Origin of the sequence: Protofrankia sp. Cas3 (assembly GCF_963555955.1) — a bacterium.
Taxonomy (GTDB): Bacteria; Actinomycetota; Actinomycetes; order Frankiales; family Frankiaceae; genus Protofrankia.
Map to the genome: position 1 here is coordinate 35165 of NZ_CAUVXP010000013.1, position 26066 is coordinate 61230.

The 26066-nt window shown below is 67.0% G+C and carries 19 protein-coding genes; 4 read left to right on the forward strand and 15 right to left on the reverse strand.

All coding sequences use genetic code 11. From position 1 onward, the window contains the following. Window positions 1-64: 64 nt before the first annotated feature. From U9983_RS04510 to U9983_RS04520, 3 genes are all read left to right on the forward strand, one after another. Window positions 65-2611: an ATP-binding cassette domain-containing protein gene (locus tag U9983_RS04510; RefSeq protein ID WP_322752807.1), complete on the forward strand. Its 2547-nt coding sequence runs from the start codon at window positions 65-67 to the stop codon at window positions 2609-2611. 71 nt (window positions 2612-2682) lie between these two features. Beyond that, complete coding sequence (locus tag U9983_RS04515; protein ID WP_322752808.1) at window positions 2683-4008, forward strand: ATP-binding protein; 1326 nt, start codon at window positions 2683-2685, stop codon at window positions 4006-4008. A 90-nt stretch (window positions 4009-4098) separates the two neighbouring features. Continuing rightward, window positions 4099-4959: a ParA family protein gene (locus U9983_RS04520; protein WP_416211269.1), complete on the forward strand. Its 861-nt coding sequence runs from the start codon at window positions 4099-4101 to the stop codon at window positions 4957-4959. A gap of 96 nt (window positions 4960-5055) precedes the next feature. Here U9983_RS04520 and U9983_RS04525 read toward each other — a convergent pair whose 3' ends face one another. From U9983_RS04525 to U9983_RS04535, 3 genes are all read right to left on the reverse strand, one after another. Continuing rightward, window positions 5056-7464 carry a lamin tail domain-containing protein gene (locus U9983_RS04525; protein ID WP_322752810.1) on the reverse strand — a complete coding sequence of 803 codons (2409 nt, stop codon included), beginning with the start codon at window positions 7462-7464 and terminating at the stop codon, window positions 5056-5058. Between the two features lie 262 nt (window positions 7465-7726). Then, entirely contained in the window at window positions 7727-9385 is a 1659-nt protein-coding gene (locus U9983_RS04530) for a metallophosphoesterase family protein (RefSeq protein WP_322752811.1), read from the reverse strand. Between the two features lie 146 nt (window positions 9386-9531). Next, window positions 9532-10494, reverse strand: coding sequence for a DUF2889 domain-containing protein (locus U9983_RS04535; protein WP_322752812.1), 963 nt, complete (start codon window positions 10492-10494; stop codon window positions 9532-9534). Between the two features lie 605 nt (window positions 10495-11099). On the opposite strand from U9983_RS04535, the gene U9983_RS04540 reads away from it, so the two are divergent. Beyond that, complete coding sequence (locus tag U9983_RS04540) at window positions 11100-11264, forward strand: hypothetical protein (RefSeq protein ID WP_322752813.1); 165 nt, start codon at window positions 11100-11102, stop codon at window positions 11262-11264. Between the two features lie 104 nt (window positions 11265-11368). Here U9983_RS04540 and glgA read toward each other — a convergent pair whose 3' ends face one another. The 12 genes from glgA to U9983_RS04600 all read right to left on the reverse strand — a co-directional run bounded on the left by glgA (window position 11369) and on the right by U9983_RS04600 (window position 26060). Then, window positions 11369-12517, reverse strand: a complete 1149-nt coding sequence (gene glgA / locus U9983_RS04545) for a glycogen synthase (protein ID WP_322752814.1) — start codon at window positions 12515-12517, stop codon at window positions 11369-11371. 99 nt (window positions 12518-12616) lie between these two features. Continuing rightward, window positions 12617-13855, reverse strand: a complete 1239-nt coding sequence (glgC, locus tag U9983_RS04550; RefSeq protein WP_322752815.1) for a glucose-1-phosphate adenylyltransferase — start codon at window positions 13853-13855, stop codon at window positions 12617-12619. 460 nt (window positions 13856-14315) lie between these two features. Then, the gene (locus U9983_RS04555) at window positions 14316-16412 is read right to left on the reverse strand and encodes an ArnT family glycosyltransferase (RefSeq protein WP_322752816.1); all 2097 of its coding nucleotides are present in this window, start codon (window positions 16410-16412) and stop codon (window positions 14316-14318) included. A gap of 16 nt (window positions 16413-16428) precedes the next feature. Continuing rightward, a complete protein-coding gene (locus tag U9983_RS04560) occupies window positions 16429-17805 on the reverse strand; it encodes a glycosyltransferase 87 family protein (protein ID WP_322752817.1) in 1377 nt (458 codons plus the stop codon). A 256-nt stretch (window positions 17806-18061) separates the two neighbouring features. Continuing rightward, entirely contained in the window at window positions 18062-18817 is a 756-nt protein-coding gene (locus U9983_RS04565; RefSeq protein ID WP_322752818.1) for a hypothetical protein, read from the reverse strand. A 67-nt stretch (window positions 18818-18884) separates the two neighbouring features. Continuing rightward, complete coding sequence (locus U9983_RS04570; RefSeq protein ID WP_322747977.1) at window positions 18885-19310, reverse strand: roadblock/LC7 domain-containing protein; 426 nt, start codon at window positions 19308-19310, stop codon at window positions 18885-18887. A gap of 632 nt (window positions 19311-19942) precedes the next feature. Next, complete coding sequence (locus U9983_RS04575; RefSeq protein ID WP_322752819.1) at window positions 19943-21190, reverse strand: FAD-dependent monooxygenase; 1248 nt, start codon at window positions 21188-21190, stop codon at window positions 19943-19945. Window positions 21191-21420: 230 nt separating this feature from the next. Continuing rightward, window positions 21421-22581 (reverse strand): glycosyltransferase, encoded by a 1161-nt coding sequence (locus tag U9983_RS04580; protein WP_322752820.1) that lies wholly within the window; start codon window positions 22579-22581, stop codon window positions 21421-21423. A gap of 62 nt (window positions 22582-22643) precedes the next feature. Then, window positions 22644-23165 carry an ester cyclase gene (locus U9983_RS04585; protein WP_322752821.1) on the reverse strand — a complete coding sequence of 174 codons (522 nt, stop codon included), beginning with the start codon at window positions 23163-23165 and terminating at the stop codon, window positions 22644-22646. Beyond that, window positions 23162-23467: an antibiotic biosynthesis monooxygenase family protein gene (locus U9983_RS04590; protein ID WP_322752822.1), complete on the reverse strand. Its 306-nt coding sequence runs from the start codon at window positions 23465-23467 to the stop codon at window positions 23162-23164. The genes U9983_RS04585 and U9983_RS04590 overlap by 4 nt, the downstream gene beginning before the upstream one ends. Beyond that, window positions 23467-24738 carry a beta-ketoacyl synthase N-terminal-like domain-containing protein gene (locus U9983_RS04595; protein WP_322752823.1) on the reverse strand — a complete coding sequence of 424 codons (1272 nt, stop codon included), beginning with the start codon at window positions 24736-24738 and terminating at the stop codon, window positions 23467-23469. The genes U9983_RS04590 and U9983_RS04595 overlap by 1 nt, the downstream gene beginning before the upstream one ends. Beyond that, the gene (locus U9983_RS04600) at window positions 24735-26060 is read right to left on the reverse strand and encodes a beta-ketoacyl-[acyl-carrier-protein] synthase family protein (RefSeq protein WP_322752824.1); all 1326 of its coding nucleotides are present in this window, start codon (window positions 26058-26060) and stop codon (window positions 24735-24737) included. Before U9983_RS04600 ends, U9983_RS04595 begins: the two co-directional genes overlap by 4 nt. Between the last annotated feature and the right edge of the window lie 6 nt (window positions 26061-26066).

Consider the following 26066-nt stretch of genomic DNA (forward strand, 5'->3'; position numbering starts at 1 on the left):
CCTCGGAGGCACCAAGGGCCGCCGGAGGCCGACAACCTCTGGCCGCGGGGGGAAAGGAACGCAGGTGGACCGGACCTCTCTGCAGGTCAACACCCCGATCGGCCAGGTGGTCCTGGCTGGTTGCGGACCGTACGTGGTGGGGCGGGCGCGCCAGTCCGACATCGTCATCGTCGACAGCCGGGTGTCGTGGCGCCACTTCGTGCTGGAATCGGGGGCCGACGGTTGGCAGGTGCGCGACACCAGCGCCAACGGTCTGTGGCAGGACGGCCGACGTGTGGGCAACCTCAACGTGAGTGCGGCGGCGGTCCGGCTCCGCCTCGGCGCCGCGGACGGGCCGGAGGTCGTTCTCATTCCACAGCCGCGGCTGCCGCGGCTGCCGCGGCTGCCGCGACAGCCCGTCGGACCGGAGCCCGGCGATCGGCCGGCCGACCGCCCGGCCGACCCGGCCGCCGCGTTCGCGGGAGGCGACGACGATGCCGGCCTGTGCACGTCCGAGCAGCCGATCGTCGGAGACGAGCGCAAGGTCCACCGGTTGCGTCCGGGGCAGGTCACCCTGGGTCGTTCTCGGGACAACGACCTGGTTGTCGACGACTTACTGGCCTCTCGGCACCATGCCCAGCTTCATGTCGGCGCGGGCGTCGGTGGTACCGGTCGGGGCGCCGGCGGTTGGGGCGCACTGGGTCGGAGCAGTGATCGACATGGTGGCGTCGAGGTCGTCGACCTGGGATCGGCCAACGGCACATTCGTCAACGGCCGGAGGATCACACATGCGCCTGTGGCGCAACGTGACGTTGTCGCCATCGGCCACCATCTGTTTCAGCTTGACGGTGACACGTTGGTTGAGTACTTCGACAGCGGTGACGTGACGTTCGAGGTGCAGGGCCTGTCGGTGTGGGCCGGTGCCAAGCAGCTCATGAACGACGTCACCTTCCGGCTGCCGGCCCGGTCACTGCTGGGGGTGGTCGGTCCGAGCGGCGCGGGCAAGTCGACGTTGCTCAACGCGCTCACCGGATTCCGCCCGGCCGATGCCGGCACGGTCCGCTATGCGGGCCGGGATCTCTATGCCGAGTACGACGAGCTGCGCCGCCGGATCGGCTACGTCCCGCAGGCCGATCCTCTGCACAGCCAACTGACCGTCCGCCAGGCCCTGGAGTACGGCGCGGAGCTGCGCTTCCCGGCGGACACCACCGCGAACGAGCGGCGCGCCCGGGTCAGCGAGGTCATCATCCAGCTGGGATTGCGTGACCATGCCGACACCCCGGTCGGTCGGCTCTCCGGCGGCCAGCGCAAGCGGACCAGCGTCGCGCTTGAGCTGCTCACCCGTCCGACACTGCTGTTCCTGGACGAGCCGACCTCCGGCTTGGATCCGGCGAACGACCAGTCGGTGATGGAGGCGCTGCACGGACTCGCCCGGGGCAGCGACGGCGCCGCCACGGCTCCCGGTGCAGGCCGCACGGTGATCGTGGTGACCCACAGTGTGCTTTTTCTTGATCTTTGTGACTATCTGCTGGTCCTTGCACCCGGTGGCCACGTGGCGTACTTCGGGCCGAGCGCGGGTGCGCTGCGATTCTTCGGGAAGAAGGACTTCAAGGAGTTCGTCACCGTCTTCCGGGAACTGGAGGCAACCGCGGGCGCGGTGCTCGCGGCCCGCTTCCGCGCATCGGAGGACTACGTCCCCGCCGCGGTGGTCGCGCCCCTGGTCCGACGGAGTCCTGCGCTGCTGCCCAGCGTCGGCCAACAGCCCGTGCTGGCGCAGCTGTCCACCCTTACCCGCCGCTACCTGCGGGTGGTGCTCGCGGATCAGTCCTACCTTCGGTTGATCGTTGTTTTTCCGTTCCTGTTGGGGATCATCCCGCGGGTGATTCCGGCCCGGGACGGGCTCGCCGCGTTGCCGGTGCCGAACCCGGATGCGACCAAGGTGCTGGTCGTGCTGGTGCTGTGCGCGTGCTTCATGGGGATGGCGAACTCGGTTCGCGAGATCGTCAAGGAGCGGCAGATCTACCGGCGGGAACGCACGATCGGTCTGTCCCGCACCGCCTACCTGGGTTCGAAGGTCGTCGTCCTTGCCGTGATCACGACCTGTCAGTGCGTGGTATTCACACTGATCGGATTACTGGGGCGGATGCCGACACGGTCGGTGCTGCTCGGCTCCCCGCTCGCGGAGTGCATCATCGCGGTGCTCGTGGCGGCGCTGTCGTCGATGATGATCGGCCTGCTCGTGTCGACGCTGGTGGACAACGCCGACAAGACCATGCCGGTGCTGGTCCTGGTCACCATGGGCCAGCTCGTGCTGTCCGGCGGGCTGGTGTCCGCGGTCGGACGCTTCGGACTGGAGCAGATCAGCTGGCTCGCGCCGGCACGCTGGGGCTTTGCCGCCCTGGGCGCGACCACCGACCTCAACAGCGTGGCCAAACTGGGCACGCTGGGCAGGATGGGCCCGCGGGGTGATCCACCGGATCCGCTGTGGGCCCCGAACGCCGCAACCTGGCTCACCGACGTCATCCTCGGCACCTCGGTGGGTGTCGTCGCGCTGATCCTGACCGCCTATATGATCCGCCGGATCGAGCCCAAGGTCGGCCGGCGCAAGACGGGCGCGGATCCGCCATCCTGATGCCGCGGATCCGCCATCCGAAGCCGGCGGATCCGCCATCCGAGCCATGCGAATCTGCCATGATGGACGCCGTGGCGGACTCATTCCGAATCGACGGTTCAGCCTTCAACGTGCGCCGGTCCCTCCAGCCTCTGATCATCGAAGCACTGGCCGACACCCGTGTCGTCGGCGTCGTCGGACCTCGGCAGGCAGGCAAGTCCACGCTGGTGCAGCGCATCGTCGGTGACTCGCCAAACGGTGTGTACGTCTCCCTGGACGATCGTGACGCCCGGGTCGCGGCGGCGGCGGATCCACGTGGCTTCCTGATGGGACGTCCGGGGCTCCTCGCCATCGACGAGGTGCAGCGGGTCCCCGAGTTGCTGATCGCGCTGAAGGCGGCAGTCGACACGGACGAACGTCCGGGCCGGTTCCTGGTGACTGGTTCCTCGCAGCTCAGCGCCAACCGCGGTGTGTCGGAGACACTCGCCGGCCGGATTGAGCGCTTCGAGCTGTGGCCGCTGAGCCAGAGCGAACTAGCCGTAGCGGGTGTGCTTGGAGCGGGTGTGGTTGGAGCGGGTGTGGTTGGAGCGGCTGACACGTTCCTTGACCGGCTCCTTGGCGGCGAACTGCCGCTGGACCAGGTCGGCGAGTTGACCAAGCACGACTATCTGGATCGGGCTGTCGCAGGCGGGTATCCGGAGGCTGTCCGCAGATCAGGGGCGAGGCGAGCCGCATGGTTCGACGCCTATGTCGAGACGGTGGTGGAGCGGGAGGCTCCAGGGGTGTCGGCCTCACCGCGCACAGCCGAACTGCCACGTCTGCTCCGCCTGGTCGCGGCCAGGCAGGCCAGCCTGCTCAACGTGGCCGACCTGGCACGTGACGCAGGGCTGCCGGAGCGAACAGTCCATCGTTATCTGGAGGTTCTCGAAGCGGTCTTTCTCGTCCGCCGCTGCCCCGCATGGGCGGTGAACCTCAGCCAACGGGAGATCCGGGCGTCCAAGATCTTCGTGACCGATCCTGGTCTTGCCGCTCATCTGCGTGGTGCTGACATCACGTCGCTCACGCGCCCGGAACTGTCCCACGGCGCCGACGGCCCGGTTCTTGAGGGGATGGTGTACGCCGAGTTGCTACGGCAGTCGGGTTGGTCGGCGGTCAGACCGTCGCTGTTCCATTATCGGGACCGGGCCGGGGCCGAGATCGACCTCATAGTGGAGGACCGGTCCCTGCGTGTCGTCGCGATCGAGGTGAAGGCCGCGGCCGACGTCTCAACCCGCGACATCCGCCACCTCGCCGCCGTCCGCGACCGACTCGGTGACCGTTTCGTCGCCGGGCTGGTGCTGCACACTGGCGCTCGGGCCTTTTCACTGGGCGACCGCCTGGCCGCGGTTCCCGTCAGCGCCCTGTGGGCTCCGAAATGATGAACGATTTACGCTATGGTGTCCTGGATCATCCGGATGAGGAGCTCGCCGTGACAGGCATGACCGGTCAGCGTAAACGGGGGCATGGACGTGGCGCACATCGTCTCGACGATCAACCTTAAGGGTGGCGTCGGCAAGACGACGATCACTGCTGCGCTCGCGGAGATCATGGCGGCGGACCACGGGAAGCGTGTGCTGCTCGTCGATCTCGACCCGCAGACGAACCTGACCGTCTACATGATCGGCGAGGCGCACTGGAAGGACCTGAACGACTCGGACCGGACGTTGGCCACCCTCTTTCGCGACGCGGTGGAGCCGCGCTCGGCCGGCGGCCTGTTCGACATCGATGCGGCACTGCAACGGGATGTGTCCCCGGTGCGAACAGTCACGCAGGTCGACCTGCTGGCATCCTCGCTTGATCTCATCGACATCCAGGACCGGCTGCTCGCTCCGTCCGGGGAGTTCCTCCATGATCGGGTCGAGCTGCTGGCGCGGCAGATCGAGAAGATATCCGGCAACTACGACTACGTCCTGGTGGACTGCCCGCCGAATCTGAGCATGCTCACCCTGAACGGGCTGAGGATCTCGCACGGCTACATCATCCCGACTGTCCCCGACTTCATGTCGACCTACGGAATCACGCAGGTCCGGTCCAGAATCGCGAAATTCGCCACCGACGTGGGCGTTGACATCCCCGCGATCGGGCTGGTCATCAGCAAGTACCGCTCCGAGGTGACCCTGCACCAGCAGATGGCGGACTACCTCCAACGGACCGGGCAGGATGACGGGCTGCACGTGTTCGGGTCCAGGATCCCCGAGTCGGGTGACATAGCCGCCGCAGCCGAGTTCAACGACTGGGGAACCCTGCGGCAGCGTTACGGCTACAAGGGCCAGTATGACGCGCTGGCCGCGCTCACGGTGGAGTTCATGGGCCTCGTCGAGAGCAGCTGACCCCGGTGCCGCGCAGCGACTGGCGGTCGCGACGCGGCACCGGGCCGGCACGGGTCAGGCCCTGACGATCAGATGTTGGTGATCAAGACGAGATGATCAGGGCAGGGTGAGTCGGACGACCTGCGGGTCGTGATCACTCTGCTGGGTTGCGAACTCGGAGTTCACATGCACCACGTTGTAGCTGTGCGAGGCGCCGGTCAGCGATGACGACAGCAGGATGTGGTCGAGGACCTGCGAGTTGCCCTCGTACACGTAGGTGTAGCGCTCGGCGTCGGACAATGTCGCCGGCAGGTCCGTCAGGCCGGCGGTGTCCAGGGTCTGCACGGGCGCGGAGTAGGTGAAGTCGTTCAGGTCGCCGGCCACCACGATCCGAGCCTGGCTGTCGATCGCGAGGATCGACTGGACGAAGCTCTTCACCACAGCGGCCTGCTGGCTACGCTGCGTCTCACTGGACAGCGTCGGCGGCTGGTAACGGCCGAACAGCGGGTTGTCGCCGCCCTTGGAGTTCCAGTGGTTGGCGATCACGAACAGCGGCTTGGAGTTGAAGGAGAACTTGCCGACCAGCGGCTTGCGGCTGGTACCGAAGGCGGTGTTGGTCGGGTCGATCCGCCCGGGGTTGTAGCTGAGGTTGACCCGGTCGGCGGAGTTGCCGCTGTCGGAGACGCTTTCCGCCGTCGTGGAGTCGCCGGGAGTGCCGGCGGCGAAGGTCAGCCCGATGTCGGTGCGGTAGAGGAGACCCACCCGGATGTTGCCGCCGGGCTCACCACCATCGGAATCGTCCACCGGGTTGATCTGCTGGTAGGTGTAGGTAGGCCCGCCCGCGGCGCTGATCGCGTTGATCAGCTTGGTCCAGGTCTGGTCGGCGGCGACCACCGAACTGTTGGTGGCCCCGTCGTTGTCCTGGATCTCCTCGACGCTGATGATCCCCGGCGCGGCCAGGTTGGTCACGATCTGGCCGGCCAGGCCGTCGAACTTGCTCTGCGGGTCGGTCGGGTCCAGGTTCTCGACGTTGAACGTGGCAACCGAGATCTGGCCCGTGCCCGGCCCCGTGGTGCTCTGCGGGGTCAGCCCGCTGTCCACCCTGGTGATCGGGCTGGTCAGCAGCAGGTGGAAGTTGGCAAACGAGTAGTCGAGCACACCGGCCGCGGGGCCGGAGAAGTGGTCGCCCACGTTCACCCCGGTGGGAACCGAGCCGGCGAGGATGGCGTCGTCGATCACCAACCGCTCCGGGTTTCCGTCGGTCTGGCGCAGCACGATGCCGCCGCGGTTGGTGCGCACCGACGCGTTCGCGCCGTCGTCACCGAGCACCGGGATCTCGTTGTAGCTGTTGCCGGGGCCGACCGCGACCGGGTTGTTCACCTGGACGCGCATGCCCTCCAGGGATTCGTAGAAGTCGATGCCGTCGGTGGCCACGTCGAAGGTGCCCGAGGTTTCGACACTGCCCGTGGCGTCGTCGTCGATCACGGTCGTGGGCGGTACCCGGCCGCCGGTGCCGATCACCGTGGCTGCCGGGACCGTTCTGGTGCCCAGCACGGAGACCGACGGGGAGGTGATCTCAGTGGTGGTCAGGTTCGCCGTGGTGGCCCCGCTCGGCCGGTACTCCGACACGGTGCCGCCGACCGCGATCTCCTGGCCGACGCTGACCGTCGGTGTGCTGGAGGTGTACACGAACACACCCTCGGAGGTGGCGTCGCTCGTGTCCGGGCACGGGTCCTGGAACCAGAAGCCGGTGCTCTTCACCGCGGTGACGACGCCGCGGACGTTCGAGACCGCCTGGCCGTTCAGCGGTGAGATGTGGGCGCTGCCCTGGATGTCGCGGATGCGGGTGGTGTAGCCGGTGCAGGAGCCGCCACCGCCGCCGCTCTGGGAGTTCTGCGGGGTCGGGCTGACCTTGGCGAAGTCGTTCGCGTTGTTGTCGGTGTCAGTCGCCGGGTTGGACCTGGTCGCCGACGTGGTGTTGGACAGGGTTGCGGCCGGTGACGTCTCGTAGTCGTTGGCGGCGCCGTAGCCGATGAAGTCCTTCACGCTGGACGTGGCGTGGCAGTTGCTCCCACAGGTCAACGCGGTGGTGGTGGTGACGAGCGCGACCTTGCCGGCGGTGGCGGACATGTTGGTCGTGCCGGTCGCGTCCGGGGTGGGCAGCGCGACGCCCTGGCTGCCCGCGGACCCGAGCTTGACCAGGTACTTCGAGCCGGGCTGGATCGTGCCGGACAGCGCGGTGACCAGGTAGTTGGTCCCGGACGAGGCGGCGTACTGGGTCGACCAACCGGAGAGGCTGACCGCGGCGCTGCCTCGGTTGTAGAGCTCGACGAAGTCGTTGAGATAGGGGGCGCCGCTGTTGCCACCGCCCCCGTAAACTTCGCTGATCACCACGTCGGGCGACGTGGCGAGCGCCGGCACCACGACCGTTGCGGTGTAGCCACCGATGAGGGTCGCGGCGAGTAGAGGCGGTAGCAGGCGCCGCAGCGGAGAGTGGCCACGTGGCGAAGGGCGAGGAAGTGCCATGAACGGGCTCCTGACCAACAATGCGTGGACAACGAAATGAGCCCGTTATCTCTATCGAGTCGACGGTGTTGATTTCTATTGGGTAACGGCGACGATCCGTGGACGCTCGAATGAACTTCTGTCACCGCACGATCGACGCCACGCTGATCCACTTCTACTGTGGTTGATCGTGTTGTCGGATCGCAGTGGCGGGATCCGACAACACGATCAACGTACCGAGTGGGGCTACAGATGGGGCTACAGATGGGGATTCAGGTGGGGATCAGGCGGCGTCGAAGTCGGCCTTCGCGTCGGACACACCCCGGGACCCGACCGTGCACAGCCCGGCGGTGCGCACCAGCGTGACGCGGTCGAGCTCGGCTCCGCTCTCGGCAACCGCGCGAACGGTCAGCGTCGCCGGCTGGCCCACGCGTGCCGGCGTGACGTCCACCGCGACGAACGAGTACCCGGTGTAGCGGACCCGGGACCAGGTCACCACCTCGGGGGTCTTCACCCCGACGCCCGTCCACGAGTAGGTGTTGACCGAGGCTGCATCGTTCACGTGCCCGGCGTAGCTGTCCGGGGCCGGGAAGCTGTACAGGCTGCGCCCGCCGCCGCCGACCGACAGATAGGTCGTCCCGTCGGTGTCCGGGTGGATGGTCCCGCCGATCGGCACCGCCTTGCTCGGGCTGCCGCCACGCAGCGGGTCGCTGCGCTCGTAGATGTGGTTGTGGCCGTTCAGGACGAGGTCGACGCGGTAGGCGTCGAACAGCGGCACCCACTCGGCCCGCACGCCACCCTCGGACGCGTGTGCGTTCGTCGTCGAGTAGGTGCAGTGGTGGAAGAAGACGACGATGAAGTCGACGTCGGGCTGGCGACGCAGGAACTTCAGCCGGGACTTCAGCCAGGACGTCTGGGAGCCCTTGCTGTAGCCGAGGTTTGCGGGGATCTCGTTCGAGACGTCGTTGGCGTCGAGGCTGATCACACCGACGTTCCCGTAGATGAACGAGTAGACCGACGGGCAGGCCTTCGGTCCGTTACCGGGGAAGTCCCACCGGGCGATCTGGCCACCGTAGCCCTCCGGGGAGTACAGCGCCTCCATGTCGTGGTTGCCGGTGGCGACCATCCACGGCACCCGCGAGGCGACCGCTTCGATCTGCCCGAGGTAGGAGTCCCAGATGGTCGGGTTGAAGATGTCGGTGCCGTTGGCACCGGTGGCGCTGACCGGCCTGCCCTGGCCGCTGGGGTCGGCGTATGCGATGTCGCCGAGCAGCAGGTGGAAGGCGGGGTTCTGCTGGGCTACGACGCCGTCGTTGGCCAGCGCATGCGGGCTGACGCCCTGGTCGCCGAAGGCTGTGAACGTGAACGGCTCCACGTCCCAGCGTCCCCGCTGGGGTGCGGTGTGCACCGTCGAAATGGCGCCCGCGGCGGAGGCGGGCTCATAGCCCTTGTGACCCACGCCGTAGTAGTAGGTGGTGTCCGGGCGAAGCCCGTCGAGCTCGACGTGCAGGTAGTACTGATCGACGGGTCCGGCCGCTCCCGGCACTTCCGAATGCAGCGGACGGACCTCGGCCGGGATGCGGCCGGACAGATCGGACGGGTCGGTGCCGATCCGGATGAACGGCCTTCTGACGGGCGTCGGTACCTGCCAGCCGATGCGGATCTGACGGCGGGGGTCGGCACCGAAGGCCAGGTGACGGGCGAAGGGTGCGACCGACGCTCCGTCCGCGGTGGAGTTGGTGGTGGCCAGCGTCGGGCCGGTGCCGGCGGACGCGGCCGAGCCGAGCAGGCTGGGACCGGCGAGGAGGGCTCCTGCACCGAGGGCACCGGCGCGGAACACGCTACGGCGGGACGGGCGCTGAGACATCAGCCATTCGTGCTGCTCGGCCATGCTCATGCGCTCGGCGAGGCGGTCGGGAATCCCCATACGTGGTGTCTTCACGACATGTGACACTTGACTGATCAACTCACGCGACGTGATACCCCAGGTGAACGAATTCCTACGGTTTGCGGCTGAAATGGTAAACATGTCGCGTGAGTTCATGACCGGAGCGCTGGTGGGATGCCGGTGTTACTGCGACACCGGTGTTACTGCGACAGCAGCGGGATCAGCGCGTGGATGTCGGCGAGCGCTCGGAGCTGGTCGGTGAGATGGGTGCAGGTCGTCGGTCCGATCATGTCGGCGCGCAGCATCTCGCGGAGCCCCGTCAGGCGCTCACCGACCAGACGGGTGGCACTTGCCGCGGCGGCCGGGCAGTCGGGGCCTGGCAGGACATGGGGTGTCGCGCTGGCCGAACTGATCGTCCCGGTGGCACGGTCGACCGTCGTGTGGATGGCGTATTCGTGGATCACTTTCTGAGTGCCGTCCGGTTCGCAGAACGTGTCGCGAAAAAGTCCCTCGACGGTCACAACGCCGAGGTGTGGGCCAGGCACCACGTCGAGCCTGCGCCGACGTCGGATGCTCCCCGGCGGCAGGTCAGGCATCGTGTGCCAGCCCAGCGGATCGGTCGCGTCCGCCAGCTCCGGGGCGGATGGTCCCACGCCGAGAAGGGAGAAGCGGCCTTCGCGGTGGCTCATATCCATCTCGCCGCCGGCCTTCCAGCCCGCGCAGACGTCCGTGGGTGGCATGACCGTGTTCCGCGGCCGTTCCCCGGAGACGCGTGCGATGGCTGATCCAGAGATCAACGTGACCACCGGTACTTCGTCGAGGAGGAGTCCGAGCAGGGTGCCGTCGGCGGTGAGGTGGGGCGCGGCCTGGTCCAGCGCTGTGCGGAAGCCCGAACCGGCACGAACGCCGACCAGTGTGTCACTGCCTGGCATCGCCGGTTCGCAGTGGACCTCGGTCACCAGACGCCCACCGAAGTAGTCGATGGTGACGCGGGTACTCGCCTCGGCTACGAGCTCTGCATCCCAGCCGGTATCACTGGCTATGCCTGTCTGGTACCTGGTTGCCGGGTTTGCGGTTGGAAGGCTTTTCGTCGTGCGTATGTCGCGGGCCCTGCCGACGAGGACGAGCGGACCTTCGAGTCCGTCCGGACGCAAAGCATCCACCGAGCTGGTTCGACGTACCGAACCCGGGATGCGCGGCGGCGTGCCCGCGTCTGGTCCGACGGTCCCTGGCCACAGAAGAACACTGGTCACTCTTCCAAGGGTTAGCAGCCAGGACGGGCCGACGCACGCTCGAAGCCTTGATCCGGTGCCGGAAGTCGGCAATGTCACGTCCCCCGTGACGCCTTCATGATTGTTTCGCGGTGTTCCCCGACGCGCGGCGAACGTCTCGATCCAGGAGTCTCGTAGCGGGCCGGGCGTCGGTGTGTGGTAAGTCTTGATCATACCGAAGCCCTCAACGCGACCGAATCCGCGTACCTACAAGAGCGGCCGCCATAGCGACCGATTCCACCTACTGTCGGACGACATTCGGCTGAATGGTAGGTGGTTCCGGTCATCAGGATGGCCTTAACGACCTACGCACCCCGGCCCCGTCACCCGGATTCTGTTCACCGGCGGCATCAAAGTAGCCGGGACACACCGTCTGTTACCCGACATCACCCGTATCGTGTCGATCTCCCCGGCGGCCTCGGCCCGCTCCCACTCCGCGACGTCACCTCGTGAGCCGGCGTTGACCTGGCTGACCCCAACGGACTATGACTCGACAGGTGAATGGTGCCGGATCCGCTGAAACACGAGCCCGCTTCGACCATGCGGCCAGCGCGTTCGCATCGCTCGTGGCCGGGATCGCCGTGGCCCTGCCCGACGCCGCCGACATCCTCCTCCTGCTCACCGGACGCGCCGACCTACCCGCCGGCCTGAGCGTGGTCTGACACCGGCGAGATGCCGGCCGGTGTTCATCCGTCCTGTCGACACGTCCTGTCGACACGTCCTGTCGACACGTCCTGTCGACACGTCCTGTCCATACGTGTCCTGTTCAGACCAGGGACTGGTAGAGGCGGGCGGTTTTTTCGGCTACCGCCGGCCAGCCGAACTCGGCGACGGCGCGGTCCCGGCCGGCTTGGCCCATGGCTGCGGCGCGTGCCGGGTCGGTGAGCAGTTCGTTGACGGCGGCGGCCAGCGCCGCGGGGTCATCGGGTGGTACGAGCAGCCCGGTCACGCCGTTGTCCACCACTTCGGGGATGCCCCCGACCCGGGAGGCGACCACAGCCGTGCTGCAGGCCATGGCCTCGAGGTTGACGATCCCGAGCGGCTCGTAGACCGACGGGCAGGCGAAGACGGTCGCGTGCGAGAGCAGCTGGATGACCTCGGGCTTGGCAAGCATGCCGGAGATCCACACAACACCCTTGCGGACGTCACGTAGCCCGTCGACCAGGTCGGTGACCTCGGCCAGTAGCTGCGGGGTGTCGGGCGCGCCCGCGCAGAGCACCAGCTGAGCCCGAGGGTCGAGCTCGGCCGCGGCCCGCAGCAGCACCGGCACCCCCTTCTGCCGGGTGATCCGACCGACGAAGACCACCGACGGCTGCTCCGGGTCCACCCCGTGGCGGGCCAGGACATCGGTCGCGGGGTCCGGCGCGTATTCGTCGGTGTCGATCCCGTTGCGGATGACGTGGACCTTCGCCGGATCGACCGCCGGGTAGGCCGACAGGACATCGGCTCGCATGCCCTCACTCACCGCGATGACCGCCGCGGCTGACTCGATGGACACCCGTTCGCACCATGATGACAGTGCGTAGCCACCGCCGAGCTGTTCGGCCTTCCACGGCCGCTGCGGCTCAAGAGAATGCGAGGTCATCACGTGCGGGATCCCGTAGAGCAGGGATGCCAGATGCCCGGCAAGGTTGGCGTACCAGGTGTGGGAATGTACCAGGTCCGCGTCGGCGACGGCAGCCGTCGCGGACAGGTCGGCCGACACCGTCCGCAACGCCTCACCCGCGTCCGCGAGCTGGTCCCACGGCCGGTGCGCGCGTACCGTGATGCCGTCCGAGCCCGGCCGGTCGGCCCCCTGGCAGTGCACGGTCAGGTTCACCAACCGGGAGACTTCGCGGGCGAGGTACTCGACGTGCACTCCGGCGCCGCCGTAGACCTCCGGCGGGTACTCCCTGGTCAGCAACGAGACGCGCATTACCTGCCCTTCAGTGCTCCAGGGATTGCGGCCTGCGGGCGCGCGATCTGGCGATCGTCGCGCGCCCTTTGGCCCTTCAGCGTTCCAGCGACTTCGAGCTCACTCGGTGATTGTCACGCCCTTGCCGACGACAGTGACGCCATCGGGGCTGACCGTGAACCCGCGGGCGGTGTCGTGTTCCTTGTCCACCCCGACCTGCCCACCTTCGGGTACCACCACGTTCTTGTCGAGGATCGCGTTGAGGACCACGGCATGCCGTCCGATGACCGTGTTGTCCAGTATGACCGCATTTTCGACCTGCGCCCAGGAGTTCACCCGTACCCCGGGCGACAGGACTGACCGGCGCACCAGCCCGCCAGAGATGATCACTCCGTTGCTGACGACGCTGTTGAGCGCCATACCGGTCCGGCCCGGTTCCTCGTGGACGAATTTTGCCGGCGGCAGGGACGGGACGTTCGTCAGGATCGGCCAGTGCCGGTTGTAGAGGTTGAACACCGGGTCGAACGCGCACAGGTCCATGTGCGCGTCGAAGTAGGAGTCGAGGGTGCCGACGTCGCGCCAGTAGCCCCGATCCCGTTCGCTTGCTCCGGGCACCTTGTTCTCGGTGAAGTCGTAGACCTGCGCGACACCTTCTTTGGTCAGCATCGGGATGATGCTGCCGCCCATGTCGTGGACGCTGTCGTCGTCGTCCGCGTCGGCCCGCAGCGCCTCGATCAGGACGTCCGTGGAGAAGACGTAGTTGCCCATGGACGCGTACGTCTCATCGGGACTGTCGGGCAGGCCGGGCGGATCCGCCGGCTTCTCAAGGAAGGCGTCGATCGTCCGGCCGTCCGCACCGGGGCGGATCACACCGAGTTGCCTACCCTCCATTCGGGGCACACGCAGCCCCGCGACGGTCACCCCGGCCCTGTTGGCGAGGTGCTGCTCGACCATCTGGCGCGGATCCATCCGGTAGACGTGGTCGGCGCCGAACACGACCACGATATCCGGTTGATCATCGTAGATGAGGTTCAGCGACTGGAGGATCGCATCCGCGGACCCCGTGTACCACCGGGGGCCGAGTCGTTGCTGCGCAGGTACCGGTGTGACGTAGTTGTCGAGCAGATTGCTCATGCGCCAGGTCGTGGTGATGTGGCGGTCCAGGCTGTGGCTCTTGTACTGCGTGAGAACACAGATCCGCAGGTAACCTGCGTTGGCCAGGTTCGACAGGACGAAATCGATCAATCGGTAGAGGCCGCCGAACGGGACGGCCGGCTTGGCGCGGTCGGCGGTGAGCGGCGCGAGCCGCTTGCCCGCACCACCGGCCAGCACGACGCCGAGCACTCTTGGCGTTGACATCCCACACCTCCCCGGGGTGGCGATCGATGATCGGCTGGGAATCGATGATCGGCTGGGACCGGCAAGGACCGACTTCGGGTGGTCCAGCCGGTATTTTCTGAGCCTAACAACGCGTAGCTAACTGCGATGTTCAACCCAGAAGGCCGCAGGACCCGTCCCACCACCAGGCCTACGCTGACCACCCTGGACGCACCGAGCCAGACACGAGCTGGACACCCGTTAAAAAGATCATCTGTTGTGATTGGGTCAAACCTGTCCCCAGATTGCGTTCATGGTGTCAGGTCGATGTCCCGTGGTTGGCGTCCCCGGTCTGGGCCTGTCTATGCGCGGGATCCCCGGCGGTCCGTCCCGGTGCATCAACCGTATGCCCTGGGACGGACCGCCGGGGATCACACGTGCTTGCGCTATGTGACTGGTCTTGCGGGATGGATCTTGCGTGGCGGGCCCGCTGCGGTGGGCCTCAGGTGCTGGTCCTGGTCAGGTCGTAGACGGTCGTACCGCCGATCGTTGCCGGGCTGAAATTCTGTTGGACCCACGCGGCGATGGCGCTGGCCGGGCTATCGGACTGGCTGCCGCCCATCCCCATCCCCATCCCCGTGCCGCCGCCGATGAAATAGTGGATCTTTCCCTGGCGGACGTACTCCTGGAACTGCGCGAGAGTGGGTGTGGGGTCGGTGCCGTTGAAGCCGCCGATGGCCATCACCGGGTCGCCGGTCGCGAGCTGGACGCCAGCCGCGGAGTTGGAGCCGACCGTGGCCGCGACCCAGGTGTAGTGCGCAGCGTCCGCCTTCAACGCTGCGACCAGCGCGGCGCTTGGCGTCCCGGCGTTGAGCAGGCCACCGATGCCACCCGCGCCACCCCCGAACCTCGCTCCGCCCTGCCGACCGAAGCCGCCGCCCAGACCCCCCGTGCCTCCCTGAGCGGTCGTGCCGCCCGGTGGTATTCCCTGCGGTGCGCCGCCGCCGAAGGCACGGCCGCCGCCGAAGGCACGGCCGCCCCCGCCGGGGCCACCGGAGCCCGCGGGGCCGGCGGATGGGATGGCACCACTGTGCGCGACGGAGGCTGTATCGACCGCGTAGGCGGCCGGCCCGGTGACCCCCGCGACGATGCTCACCGCGGCCAGTACCGCGGCGGCGCGGCGAGCCAGCGGTGCCGGCAGCATGAGGGTGAGGATCAGCGCGACAACGGCCGCGCCACCGAGGATGACCACCAGCGGCCGTAGCCACGGATGCCAGGTGGGCGTCCGGTTGAGCAGGACGTACGCCCACGCGGTGGTGGCGGCGAGGGCCGCGGCCAGGATGAGGCAGGCGACGAGCCGGTCACGCCGGCGCCACAGGCTGGTGCCGCCGATGCCGACGACGGCGCCGATCGCGGGAGCGAGTGCGACCGTGTAGTAGGGATGGATGATCCCTTGGGCGAGGCTCAGGGTGAGGCCCGTGACCACGAGCCAGCCGCCCCACAGCACCAGGGCCGCCCGGGTCCGGTCCGTGCGCGGGGCTTGCCAGCCGAGCGCGAGCGCGCCGACTCCGAGGATCAGCGCGGCCGGGATGAGCCAGGAGACCTGCCCGCCCATCTCGGAGTTGAACATCCTGGTCAGGCCGGTCGCCCCCCAACGACCGCCGCCGGCACCGCCCATCCCGCCGACGCTGCCGGCCTCGTTGCCGTTGAGCCGGCCGAAGCCGTTGTAACCGAAGATCAAGTTGAGGATGCTGTTGTTCTGGGAGCCGCCGATGTAGGGCCGCGAGCTTGTCGGCAGAAGTTCCACGGCCGCGACCCACCAGCCGGCAGCAACGATCATCGCAGCGCCGGAGAGCAGGAGCTGGCCGATTCTGCGCCGAAACGACGTGGGGGCGGCCAGGAGGTAGGTGAGCGCGAACGCCGGCACGACCAGGAATGTCTGCATCATCTTGGCGAGGAACCCGAAGCCGACGAAGACGCCGGCCCACACGATCCAGCGGGTGCTTGCGTTCTCCACGGCCCGCACGGTCGCGTACGCGCCGAGAACCAGCAGCAGGACGAGCAGCGAGTCAGGGTTGTTGAATCTGAACATCAGCACCGCGACCGGTGTCAGCGCGAAGACCGCTCCGGCCAGCAACGCCGCGCCGGGGGAGAACCAGCGCCGAATCGTCGCATACAGCACGCCGACGGCCGCGACACCTTCCAGGGCCTGCGGGACGAGCATGCTCCACGGGTTGAGCCCGAAGATGCGTACGGAGAGATCCGTTACCCACAGTGAAGCCGGTGGTTTGTCCACGGTGATGAAGTTCGATGCGTCCGACGAGCCGAAGAAGAACGCCTTCCAGCTTGTCGAACCGGCCTGGGCGGCGGCGGAGTAGAAGGCGTTCGCCCATCCGGAGGCCCCCAGACCCCAGATGTAGAGCAGCGCGGTCCCGGTGAGAAGGGTGAGCAGGGCCGGGCGCACCCAGGGCTGGTCGGCTTCCCGGCCGCGCAGAAGACTGCGCGCCCATCGAGCGGGTGACGCCCGGACCTGCGCAGCCGCCGGGCCGACTGGGGCCGGGGGCACTCCGGCCGCCTGGTCCGGAAAGGTTGTGGTCACGTTCAGGTCCTCATCGTCAGGGGCGGGAGTCGACCGGCGGCGTACCGGCCGCGGTACCGGCTGCGGTACCGGCCGCGGAAGTCGCCGTCATAGTGCCATCGTGTCGGCTCATGCTGATGTGGACCTGACGCAACCCTGGGAGTCGGCTGAAAGCCCGCGGTGGGCGACAGCGGCTACTGCACGCCCGGTTGCCTGTACCGTCGGTGGCGGGAGTTGATTGAACCTGTGCGCGGAATTCTCGGACCGTGGTCCAGAGTACGGCTACCAGGGCCAGTGCCATGAGCGCCGCCGCCAGTCTGAGTTCTGGTGCCGGCGGGAATGCCGCCGCGTTTCCGCCGGCACCGCTCACGGCGCCGTTCCCGGTGGCGCCTCCGCCCGCGGGTTGGGAACTCTGCGCGAAGTACGTCAGGTATGTCAGGAAGGATGCGACCTGAACGGCGACCGGTAGATACCACAATCGGCGGGGTAGGTAGCAGGCGGCAATTACGCTGAGGACGTCCGCCGGGTAGAAATACCGTTCGTGCATCGACGGTAGAAAAAACGGTACAGCGATGACCGACGCGGTGGCAAGCAACACGATGCGGGTCGGGGTCAGGTCGACGTGACTACGGACAGTAAGGCCGGTCAGGATGGCCACGAGCGCGCCGGTGAACACGACTCCCGCCGTACGCAGGATGTCAGCGTGTGTGCCCGCGGCGATGAACTGATATACCGAAGCGGCGTTGAGTGTCAACTGCTGGTAGGCGCCGGTCTGCCTTGCGTAGACCGTCAGAAGCTTTTCCGGTGATGCGCCCAGGAGCAGCGCGGGCACATCGAGCGCCAGGTACACCCCGGGAATGGCAAGCAACGACGGCCATGGCAGCCGTCTGCTGAGAGCCAGGATGCCCAGGAGCGGAAAGATGAAGACTGCCTGCAGTTTGAACCCCAGCGCGAGGCCGAAGAAGGCACCGGCCAGCCAGGGACGGGCCCGGAGCACGTAGTAGACCCCGCCGACCAGGAAGGCCGTGAAGATTGAGTCCGCCTGCCCCCAGCGCGCGCTGTTCGCAACCACCGTGGGCAGGAACAGCACCGCAGTCGCGGCCGCGAACGATTGCCATGAGTCGGGAAAGCGTAGCTGCACGATCCGATATGTGAAGAATGCGAGCAGTAGATCGAACAGCACCGAGATGATTTTGATCCCGGCGAGCGCGGGTACCGGCAGGTACGTCAGGATGGTCATCAGGTAGAGGTATGGAACATTGTAATCTGAAAAATCAGCTCGAAGGGCGTGATATCCGCCATTAGTGGAGATATGGTCATACCAGGGTTTCAGGAACATGACGTAGTCCGCCGAGTGATAATCGAACATCGTCGCCCGCACCGTGAGCGCGATCATGACAACGGCTGCCGCCATTGCTGCCCGACCGGTCCGTCGGGGTGGCTTCGTCGCGCTCCGCATGCGTGCCGGCGCCGGCCGCGGGGCCATCTCGGTCATGAACGTATTGTCTGTATTGATACTTAGCCGGCCCTTGTATGAAACTTGGCACCGACTGAGCACCGCACCGTGCGTCCAGACACCCGTGCGTCCAGAAACCCGTGCGTCCAGAAACCCGTGCGTCCAGAAACCCGTGCGTCCAGAAACCCGTGCGTCCAGACACCCGTGCGCGGGCTCAACGGGTGTCTGGACGGCCGGCGATCAGATCGAAGATCCGATCCTTGCGGTGGATCCACCGTTGGTCGTGGCGCACGGCTCGACCCTGCGCCCGGGAGGCCTTGTGGGAGCCGCCGCGATAGCGCCACCGCGCCCATGGCGAGCCGGGCCGAGCCAGCCGGATCGCGCCGATCAGCGCGAGGAAGGGAAGGAGCAGCCCGATGGTCCCGAGACGCAGTTTGCCTTTCAGAAATGTGATCACAACCAGGAGAATGTTGAGGACCAGCGACGCCACGTAGTCCCATAGCGCCGTGCGATGGCCGCTGTCGAGGCCGTTGACCCCGAAGGGCAGGCTGCCCAGTACGAGCAACCCGGTCACCGCCACCCCGAGGACGACTGCATCTACCGAGACGCGGCCCTCCTCGCTCCAGTACACGTCCTGGAGGTGCAGAACCAGGGCGAACTCGTCCAGGACGAGCGCGATCCCGACACCGAACAGCGCCCCGAGCAGGTCCCACCACGGTGATCTGCCGGCCGCCGGGGTGAATGCACCTACTCCGGCTATGCACATGAAAATAATGCCAAAGACGACATGATGGATATGTGTTCCGCCGGCTGCGACGTTACCCGGCCACCACGAAACACCGGCCCGGATCATTCGGACGCTGAGCCGGATGAACAGAAATGTGGCCACGAACGACACCAGCAGCAGGAACAGCGGTTGCTTCCCGGGCTCGACGATGACCCGATGATAGAAGTCTGCGACCGCGTTCACCTGGACCCCCGCGAAGAATCTCGGCCCTGCCCGGTCGGGTCCATTCAGACCCAGCTTCGCCAGGCGGTCATCCTACGTCGGACCGCTCCTGTGGTTCGCCGCGCTTCGCCGGGGTGAGGAAATCGGGCGCCTGCGCCACCAGCCGGGTCATCTCATATCCGACGAGACCGATTTCGCATGTTTTGGCGGCGAGGACGGACAGGCATGCGCCGTCGCTGATGGCCATGAGGAGCAGGGTTCCGTGGTCCATCTCGACTATTGTCTGGCGCACTGCTCCTGAGTCCATGAGGGTTGCCACCCCGAGGGTGAGGCTGAGCAGACCCGAGGAGATCGCGCCAAGTTGTTCTGCCCGGTCGCGCGTGAAGCCGTCGCAGACCGCGAGCAGGATCCCGTCAACCGAGACGACGATGGCGCTCGCGACCCCGGGTACCGAACCGACGAAATTGTTGATGAGCCAGTCCAGCCCGTGATCCGCTGCGCCCGCCCCGGTCACCTGAGCCTCGGCTGTCCACACGGGGTACCCGGCCCGATGCGGAAGCCCACCCGTGGTTCTGCCGGGCACCTCGATCCCCCATGACGTCGGTAGTACAATTAGCTACCTCTCTGACAGATTTCGCCCGCGTTCGGCGACCGGCGTAAGTCGTGGTTATTTCCTCCAAGGTATCGGCTTGCGGCGACCGGCCGCATCCAGGTTCCCCGCGCCGCAGCGAGTTGTTGCCGCACGAACAGCGTAGCCGCGGCTGCTGCGGGGACCAGTTTATGCCCATTAGGCCGCGGCCCTGACCGCCGGTGCTCGCGTTGCGCGGAGCATCGGGAAACATATCCAAATGTAAACTGATTAAAATCTTTTGTCGGTATTGTCGCGAGCATCCACTAGTTCCCGCTTTGATCCGGACTCTGGTACGGGCCGCCCGGTCCGGTGGGTTCCACCGGGCCGTTCCGGTACCCGTGCTGCCGGTGCGACCCGTGCCACCGACGTGATCCGCCCCGCTGGACGGTTTGTTCAGCGGGGCGAAATCAAGCGGTCATACCGAATATTTCGGCCGTATGCCGGTCTGGCCACCTGTCCATCGATCGATGGACAGGTGGCCAGACCAGGGTGGTCTCAGCACAGGAAAGCTGATCTCAGTCGACGAAAAGATCGGTCCGCGCAGACACCCGCTGGGAACCGAATGCGACCCGGGACGCGTCGACGGACACCGGCGGGGCGGCCGAACCGACCGGTGGGTTGGTTTGCCCGGCGACATCCTTGTCCTTGGCGCCTGAGAACAGCATCTTCGCCTGCCGCGCCTGCATCCCCGTGACCATCTCCACGGCCGGTCGCCGCTGCTGCTCGAACTGACCGAGTGTGCCGCGGTCGAACTGCCCACCTGTCAACGACGACATGAGGATCGGGTGCAGAAGTGCCGCGTCCTGGATCGCAAGGTTGACCCCCTGGCCGCCGATGGGCCCGACCGTGTGCGCCGCATCTCCAATGAGGACCAGGCCATCGTGAGCCCAGGTGTCGGCGAAGCCGGCGAACACGTCCAGTACCGTGAGGTCACCGGGTGCTTGGATGAACCTGTCGATCAAATCGGCATACCGAGGGACGGATCGGCATATCTGCTCCTTGATGTGGTCGATTCCGTGCTGAGCCATCGACCGGTAACTCCGATGCGGAAACGTCCAACCCAGCTGAAGGCTGTCGGGGTAGGCGTCGTAGACGATGATCGGGTTACCGTCACCCTGGAAGACTGTCACCTCAGGGCCGTGTCGCTCCTGCACGGGCAGTTTGAACCACACCACGTCGTAGTCGAAAGCGTCGATCTTGGTGAACGCGATGTCAGCCAGCCGTCGGGTCTTCGAGTGACGCCCGTCCGCGGCCACCACACACTGGGCCTCGATCGTCTGCTCCCCGTTCCCGTCCCCGTCGCCGTCGTCGGCCGGCATTCGGATGCCGACGACGCGCTCGCCGTCTACAAGCAGCCCGGTCGGCGACCGGCTGTCGAGATACACGAAGCGGTCATACCGCTTACAGGTCTCAAGAAGTTCCTCCAGTACATTTTGTTGCGGAATGCTGAGGAAGTGGTCGTACGGCAGGTCGAGCCGGCTGTAGTCGGCCTCGAGTAGCGTGCGACCGGCGGACACGATGCGAAAGCGCGAGCACTCGTAGTGGCCTCGCTTCCGGGCGGCATCAAGGACGCCCATCTGGTCCAGCAGCAGCGCACCCCCCGGTTGGAGAATCTCGCCGCGGTACTCGCGGTCGAACGATGTCGTCCGCTCGACGAGAACAACCCTGGCGCCGGATCGCACCAGTAGTAGCGCTAAGCTCAGTCCGGCTGGGCCGGCTCCAATGATACAGAAGTCCGTTTCCACGATTGTAGATGCTCCCACCTCAGGTCGTCCGACACGCCGGAAGATCCGCGACCGAACAGGACGGTAGTCGCCCCTATTGCCGGGCGCTCTAAGTTGATGATCTTTTGTCGTTCGGGTCGCACTCCTTTCTGCGGAGGATATCTGGACGGGCGGTTCCCCGGGCGGCGAGGAACGTCTGTAATCCGTGGATCAGTCGGGGATTGGTGCACCGTCAGATTTCGAATCGGACCGGCATCCTGCGCCACACGTCAGACCAGGGCGGGGATGAGGGTGCATAGGACTGAAACGACGTCGGCGGGCGTAGGCTGGGCGGCGTTCTCGGCGGTAAGTACCGCCGCCCGGTCGCGATAGGAGGGGTTCCCGAGCATCTCGCGGCACGCCTCGACGATCAACTCGGCCGTGACGTTGTCTCCCACCAGCTGCCGGCCCGCACCGAAATCAGTGATGCAGGTGGCGTTTTCGAACTGGTCCGCGGCCTGCGGAAGTGCGAGCTGGGGCAGCCCCGCCGCCACCGCGGTCAGCATCGACCCGGAGCGGCCGTGATGGATGATGAGGTCGCAGGAGGGGGCTACGAGGCCCAGCGGGAGCCAGCCGGCGCTGTGGACCCCGGCCGGCAACGGCGTCCAACCAGATTCGATCGTGTCCTCCAGGCCGACAACGAGATCCACACCGAGACTGGGCAGGGCGGCGGCGACCTCGGCCAGCATCGCGGTGAAGTCCCGGAAGCCGGCTCTGGCGAGGTGACTGCCCAAGGCCAGGCATACCTGAGGTCTGTCCTGTTTGCGCAGGATCCAGTCCGACAGCACCGCGGTCCCGCTGTAAGGGATGTAGCGCATGTGTTGGTTGCGGGATCCGGGTGCTTGCGGGCGCTGCAGGCCCGGCGGGCACGGATGCAGGTGCAGGTCGGGCTCGGGTAGGTCCGGCAGCCCCAGGTGGGCAAGCTCTGGCGCAAGCTCTTCTCGCGCAGGCGACCGTGCCTCGGGCATCGTTGATACGCCCCAACCGTGTTCGATCCACGGCACGCCTCGTATCTCGGCGGCGAGCGAGCCCGCATGTTCGCCCGGTTCACTGATGATCATATCCGGACGCCAGCGGTCCGCCAGTTCGAGCGTGCGGTCGAGCGTGCGGGCCGTCAGACGTCCCCAGGCCCGGCCTGCGGCTTCCTGCCGTTCCCCGGCCGTCCGCGCGGGCGCGATTTTCTTCCCGTTCCGGTCGACCGTCATGATCTCCGAAAAGTTGAGCGGAGGCGCGGAGCGAGCGGTTGGAAGCCCCGCATCGGTGACGACGTCGGTGAAGCTCGCTGGTGTGGCGACGAGAACCTCGTGACCTGCCGCGCCCAGTGCATGCGCGAGCGGGACCATCGGAAAGAAATGCCCATGAAGCGGGACGGTGGTGAAAAGGACACGCACGAACTACTCCTTGCAGGCGAAAAACGCTGTTTCGGTCCTTGCCGTCCGCGTCGTGGGACTGGTTATTCGAGGGTGCGAGCCGTGGTGCCGTGCCCGCCGGCGCCAGCAGGTTCTCGGTTGACGTCGCCGAATCCACCCCCGAGTCCGCCGGGGTTGGGGCCGTGCACGTTCATGCCGAGCTGGCGGAGGAGGCCGCGGTCGTCACGGATCGCGTCATGTCCGACGATCTTTCCCCCCGACATACGGAACCAGTGGGTGTGCCGCCAGGTCACCCGTTGACCGCTGGCACGCACTCCCATGATCACGCCGTGTGCCTCGCCTTCGATCACAACCATCGCGGCGACGAGTTCCGAATCTGCCACAATGCTTTCTACTCGCCAGACGGCCGACGGAAAGCACTGCAGGACAACCCCCAGGGTCGCAGCCAGACCAGCCCGTCCGGGTGGGCTACCCGGTTCCATTCGATGGTTGATCACGTCTGGGGTGAATGCCGCGAGGGCACTTTCGAGATTGCCACCTTCCAACGCCTGGAAGTGGTCGAGGACTGCTAGCTTGTTGGCCTCGATTAAGATCTTGTTGCTCATGCCCGTGGTTTTGTTCCTTCCAGATGTAGGAGAATTTCAGCTACATCCATCTGTACGGTCTCGCGCAGATCACGTAGCGGTGCGGTGAGTGCGTCCTGTTCCGGGCTGCGCTCGAAGGTCTGGAACGCCTCCCGGCTCGCCCAGTCGCTCGCGATCACGAATTCCCGCGGGCCGGCACGTAGCAGGCTCTGGCGCAGATTGCCGGGTGCCCGGCTCGCGGCGAGTGCAACCTTTTCCCAGGCATCGACGAAGTCCTGGTCCCGACCGGGAAGGACCCGCATCCGTAGAGTCGCCCTGATCATCAGATTCTCCCGTCCGCGGCTTCGGAGTCCACGGCCCGCAGGATCAGTGAACTGTTGAAGCCGCCGTACCCACGGGCGTTGACCATGGCGACCCGCACGGGGGCTTCGCGCGGCGTGCGGACCAGGTCAAGGCGGTACTGGGGCACCGGGTTGTCAAGGTTGCCCACCGCGGGGATCACCCCGTCGCGGATGGACAGCAGCGCGTTCACGGCCGCCAGCGCCGAGCCGCCCGCGCACATCCGCCCGATCAGACCCTGGGGAGCGGTGACGGGAACACGATCGGCGTATGCGCCGAACGCCAGATGGATCGCGCGTGCCTCAAGGTCGTCGAGGTCACGGGAGCCCGCGCCATCCGCGAAGATCACATCGACGTCGGCCGGGGTGAGGTGCGCGTCCGCGAGCGCCCGGCGCATGGCCTCGGCGTACCAGCGTGGGTCCGGTGACGGGTCGCGATGATGATGCGCGTCGTGGGTTGCCGCGTATCCGGCGATCTCGGCGTACACCCGTGGCGCGCCACGGGCACCCGCGGTGGCCGGGTCTTCCACGACGAGCGTCGCGCCGCCCTCGGCGGGCACGTAACCGCCCGCGGACCGGTCGAACGGCTTGTAGGCGTCCGTCGGCTCACCGCTGGTGGACAGCCGCCCGCCCGTGATCTGGCAGGTGAGCGCGTAGGGGGTGAGGCCTGCCTCGGCACCGCCGGCGAGAACGGTGGGGGTGCCGCGGCGGATGGTCCGCCGAGCCTGCGCGAGGCTGTCAAGACCGCCGGCGGCTTCGGAGACCACTACTCCCGATGGCCCCTTGAGACCGTGCCTGATCGAGGTCTGGCCGGCGGTCGCCGCATAGAACCAGGCGATGGACTGGTACACGCTCACGGCCTGGCGACCACGGCTCCACAGCCGCTGGATCTCCCGCTGGCCGAAGTCGTTGCCACCGGAACCGGCCGCGAACACCACCGAGGTCGCGTAGGGATCATGTGCCGTCGGGTCGTAGGCGGCGTCGGCGAGCGCGAGTTCGGTGGCGGCCATGCCCAGCCACGTCCACCGGTCGGTCTGCAGGACAATCCGTCCACTCAGGTGGTCGGCGGGGTCGAACCCCTCGACCTGGCCGGCGAGCGTCGTGGCGTACCGGCCCGCGTCGAAACTGCTGATCGGCCCCACCCGGAGCTCGCCACGCAGTGTCGAACGCCAGTGCTCCTCGGCCCCGATGCCGCTCGGGGCGACCACGCCAATACCGGTGACAACGGGACGAAACGCCGGCCGAGTGGTGTTCACCGGGCGTCCTGGCCGCGGTCGAGCACGATGGCTGACTGAAACCCGCCGAAACCGCTGCCGACCGACAGGGCCACGTTGACGTCGTGGTCGCGGGCGATGTTCGGCACGTAGTCCAGGTCGCATTCGGGGTCCCGGTTGGCCCAGTTGGCCGTGGGCGGGACGACGCGGTTCTCGATCGCCAGGGCGCAGGCCGCGACCTCGATGGCACCGATCGCCCCCAACGAGTGGCCGACCATGGATTTGATCGAGCTCACCGGGACGTTGTACGCGTGCGGCCCGAGCGACTTCTTGAACGCGGCGGTCTCGTGGCGGTCGTTCTGCTTGGTTCCCGAGCCGTGCGCGTTGACGTAATCGACCCGGGTGGGGTCCGTCCGGCCCTGCCGCAGCGCGTCCGAGATCGCTTCCGCCATGTCGAGGCCGTCAGCCTTCAGCCCGGTCATGTGGAAGGCGTTCGACCGCGCGGCATAGCCGGTGATCTCGCAGTACACGTGGGCACCCCGGGCCCGGGCATGGGCCAGTTCCTCCAGCACGAGGACAGCGGAGCCCTCGCCCATCACGAACCCGTCGCGGGTCGCGTCGAACGGTCGGGAGGCGTGCTCGGGGTCGTCGTTGCGCGCGGACGTCGCACGGATCGCGTCGAAGCAGGCAATGGAGATCGGGGACAGCGGCGCGTCCGTCGCGCCCGCGATCACGATGTCGGCCTCGCCGTCGACGATGAGCTGGTGGCCGTACCCGATCGCGTCGATCCCGGACGTGCAGCCCGTCGAGACCACGTGTGCCGGGCCGTGGGCCGAGAATCGGCACGCCACTTCGGTGGCCAGGCAGCTTGGAACCAGGGCGTGGTAAAGAAACGACGACGCATAGCTGGGGTCGACGAGCCAGTCACGTCCACTGTTACTGGCGACCACGTACTCGTCCTCCAGCCGGGTGGTCGCGCCGACCGCGCTGCCCATGCTGACCGCTACCACCGGGCCGTCGGTGTCTCCCATGCCGGGCGTGTCCGGGTCCCCGCCGAGTTCCAGCCCGCTGTCGGTGACCGCTTCGGTCGCGGCCGCGAGAGCGAACTGAACGAAACGGTCATTACGGGTGATTTCCTGTGGTGTCAGCCCCGCCGCGACCGGGTCGAAATCGCATTCGGCGGCTATTTGCGAGCGGAACTGGGTTGGATCGAAGAACGACAGGCGCCTGGTCGCCGTCCGGCCTTCGGTCAGCAGGTGCCAGAATTCCTTGCGGCCGGTGCCTCCCGGCGCGATCACGCCGATGCCGGTAATCGCCGTCCTTCTCACTGCCGGCTCCTTCACGGGGTGCTCCGGTGCGGACATTGTCAG

Excerpts from the sequence above, each read along its gene's own strand:
- glgA (WP_322752814.1), bottom strand. The coding sequence starts at position 12,517 with ATGCGCGTCTCGTTGCTGACCAGGGAGTACCCGCCGGAGGTCTACGGC.
- U9983_RS04600 (WP_322752824.1), bottom strand. The coding sequence starts at position 26,060 with ATGTCCGCACCGGAGCACCCCGTGAAGGAGCCGGCAGTGAGAAGGACG.
- U9983_RS04590 (WP_322752822.1), bottom strand. The coding sequence starts at position 23,467 with ATGATCAGGGCGACTCTACGGATGCGGGTCCTTCCCGGTCGGGACCAG.
- U9983_RS04525 (WP_322752810.1), bottom strand. The coding sequence starts at position 7,464 with ATGGCACTTCCTCGCCCTTCGCCACGTGGCCACTCTCCGCTGCGGCGC.
- U9983_RS04585 (WP_322752821.1), bottom strand. The coding sequence starts at position 23,165 with ATGAGCAACAAGATCTTAATCGAGGCCAACAAGCTAGCAGTCCTCGAC.
- glgC (WP_322752815.1), bottom strand. The coding sequence starts at position 13,855 with ATGTCAACGCCAAGAGTGCTCGGCGTCGTGCTGGCCGGTGGTGCGGGC.
- U9983_RS04560 (WP_322752817.1), bottom strand. The coding sequence starts at position 17,805 with ATGGCGGCAGCCGTTGTCATGATCGCGCTCACGGTGCGGGCGACGATG.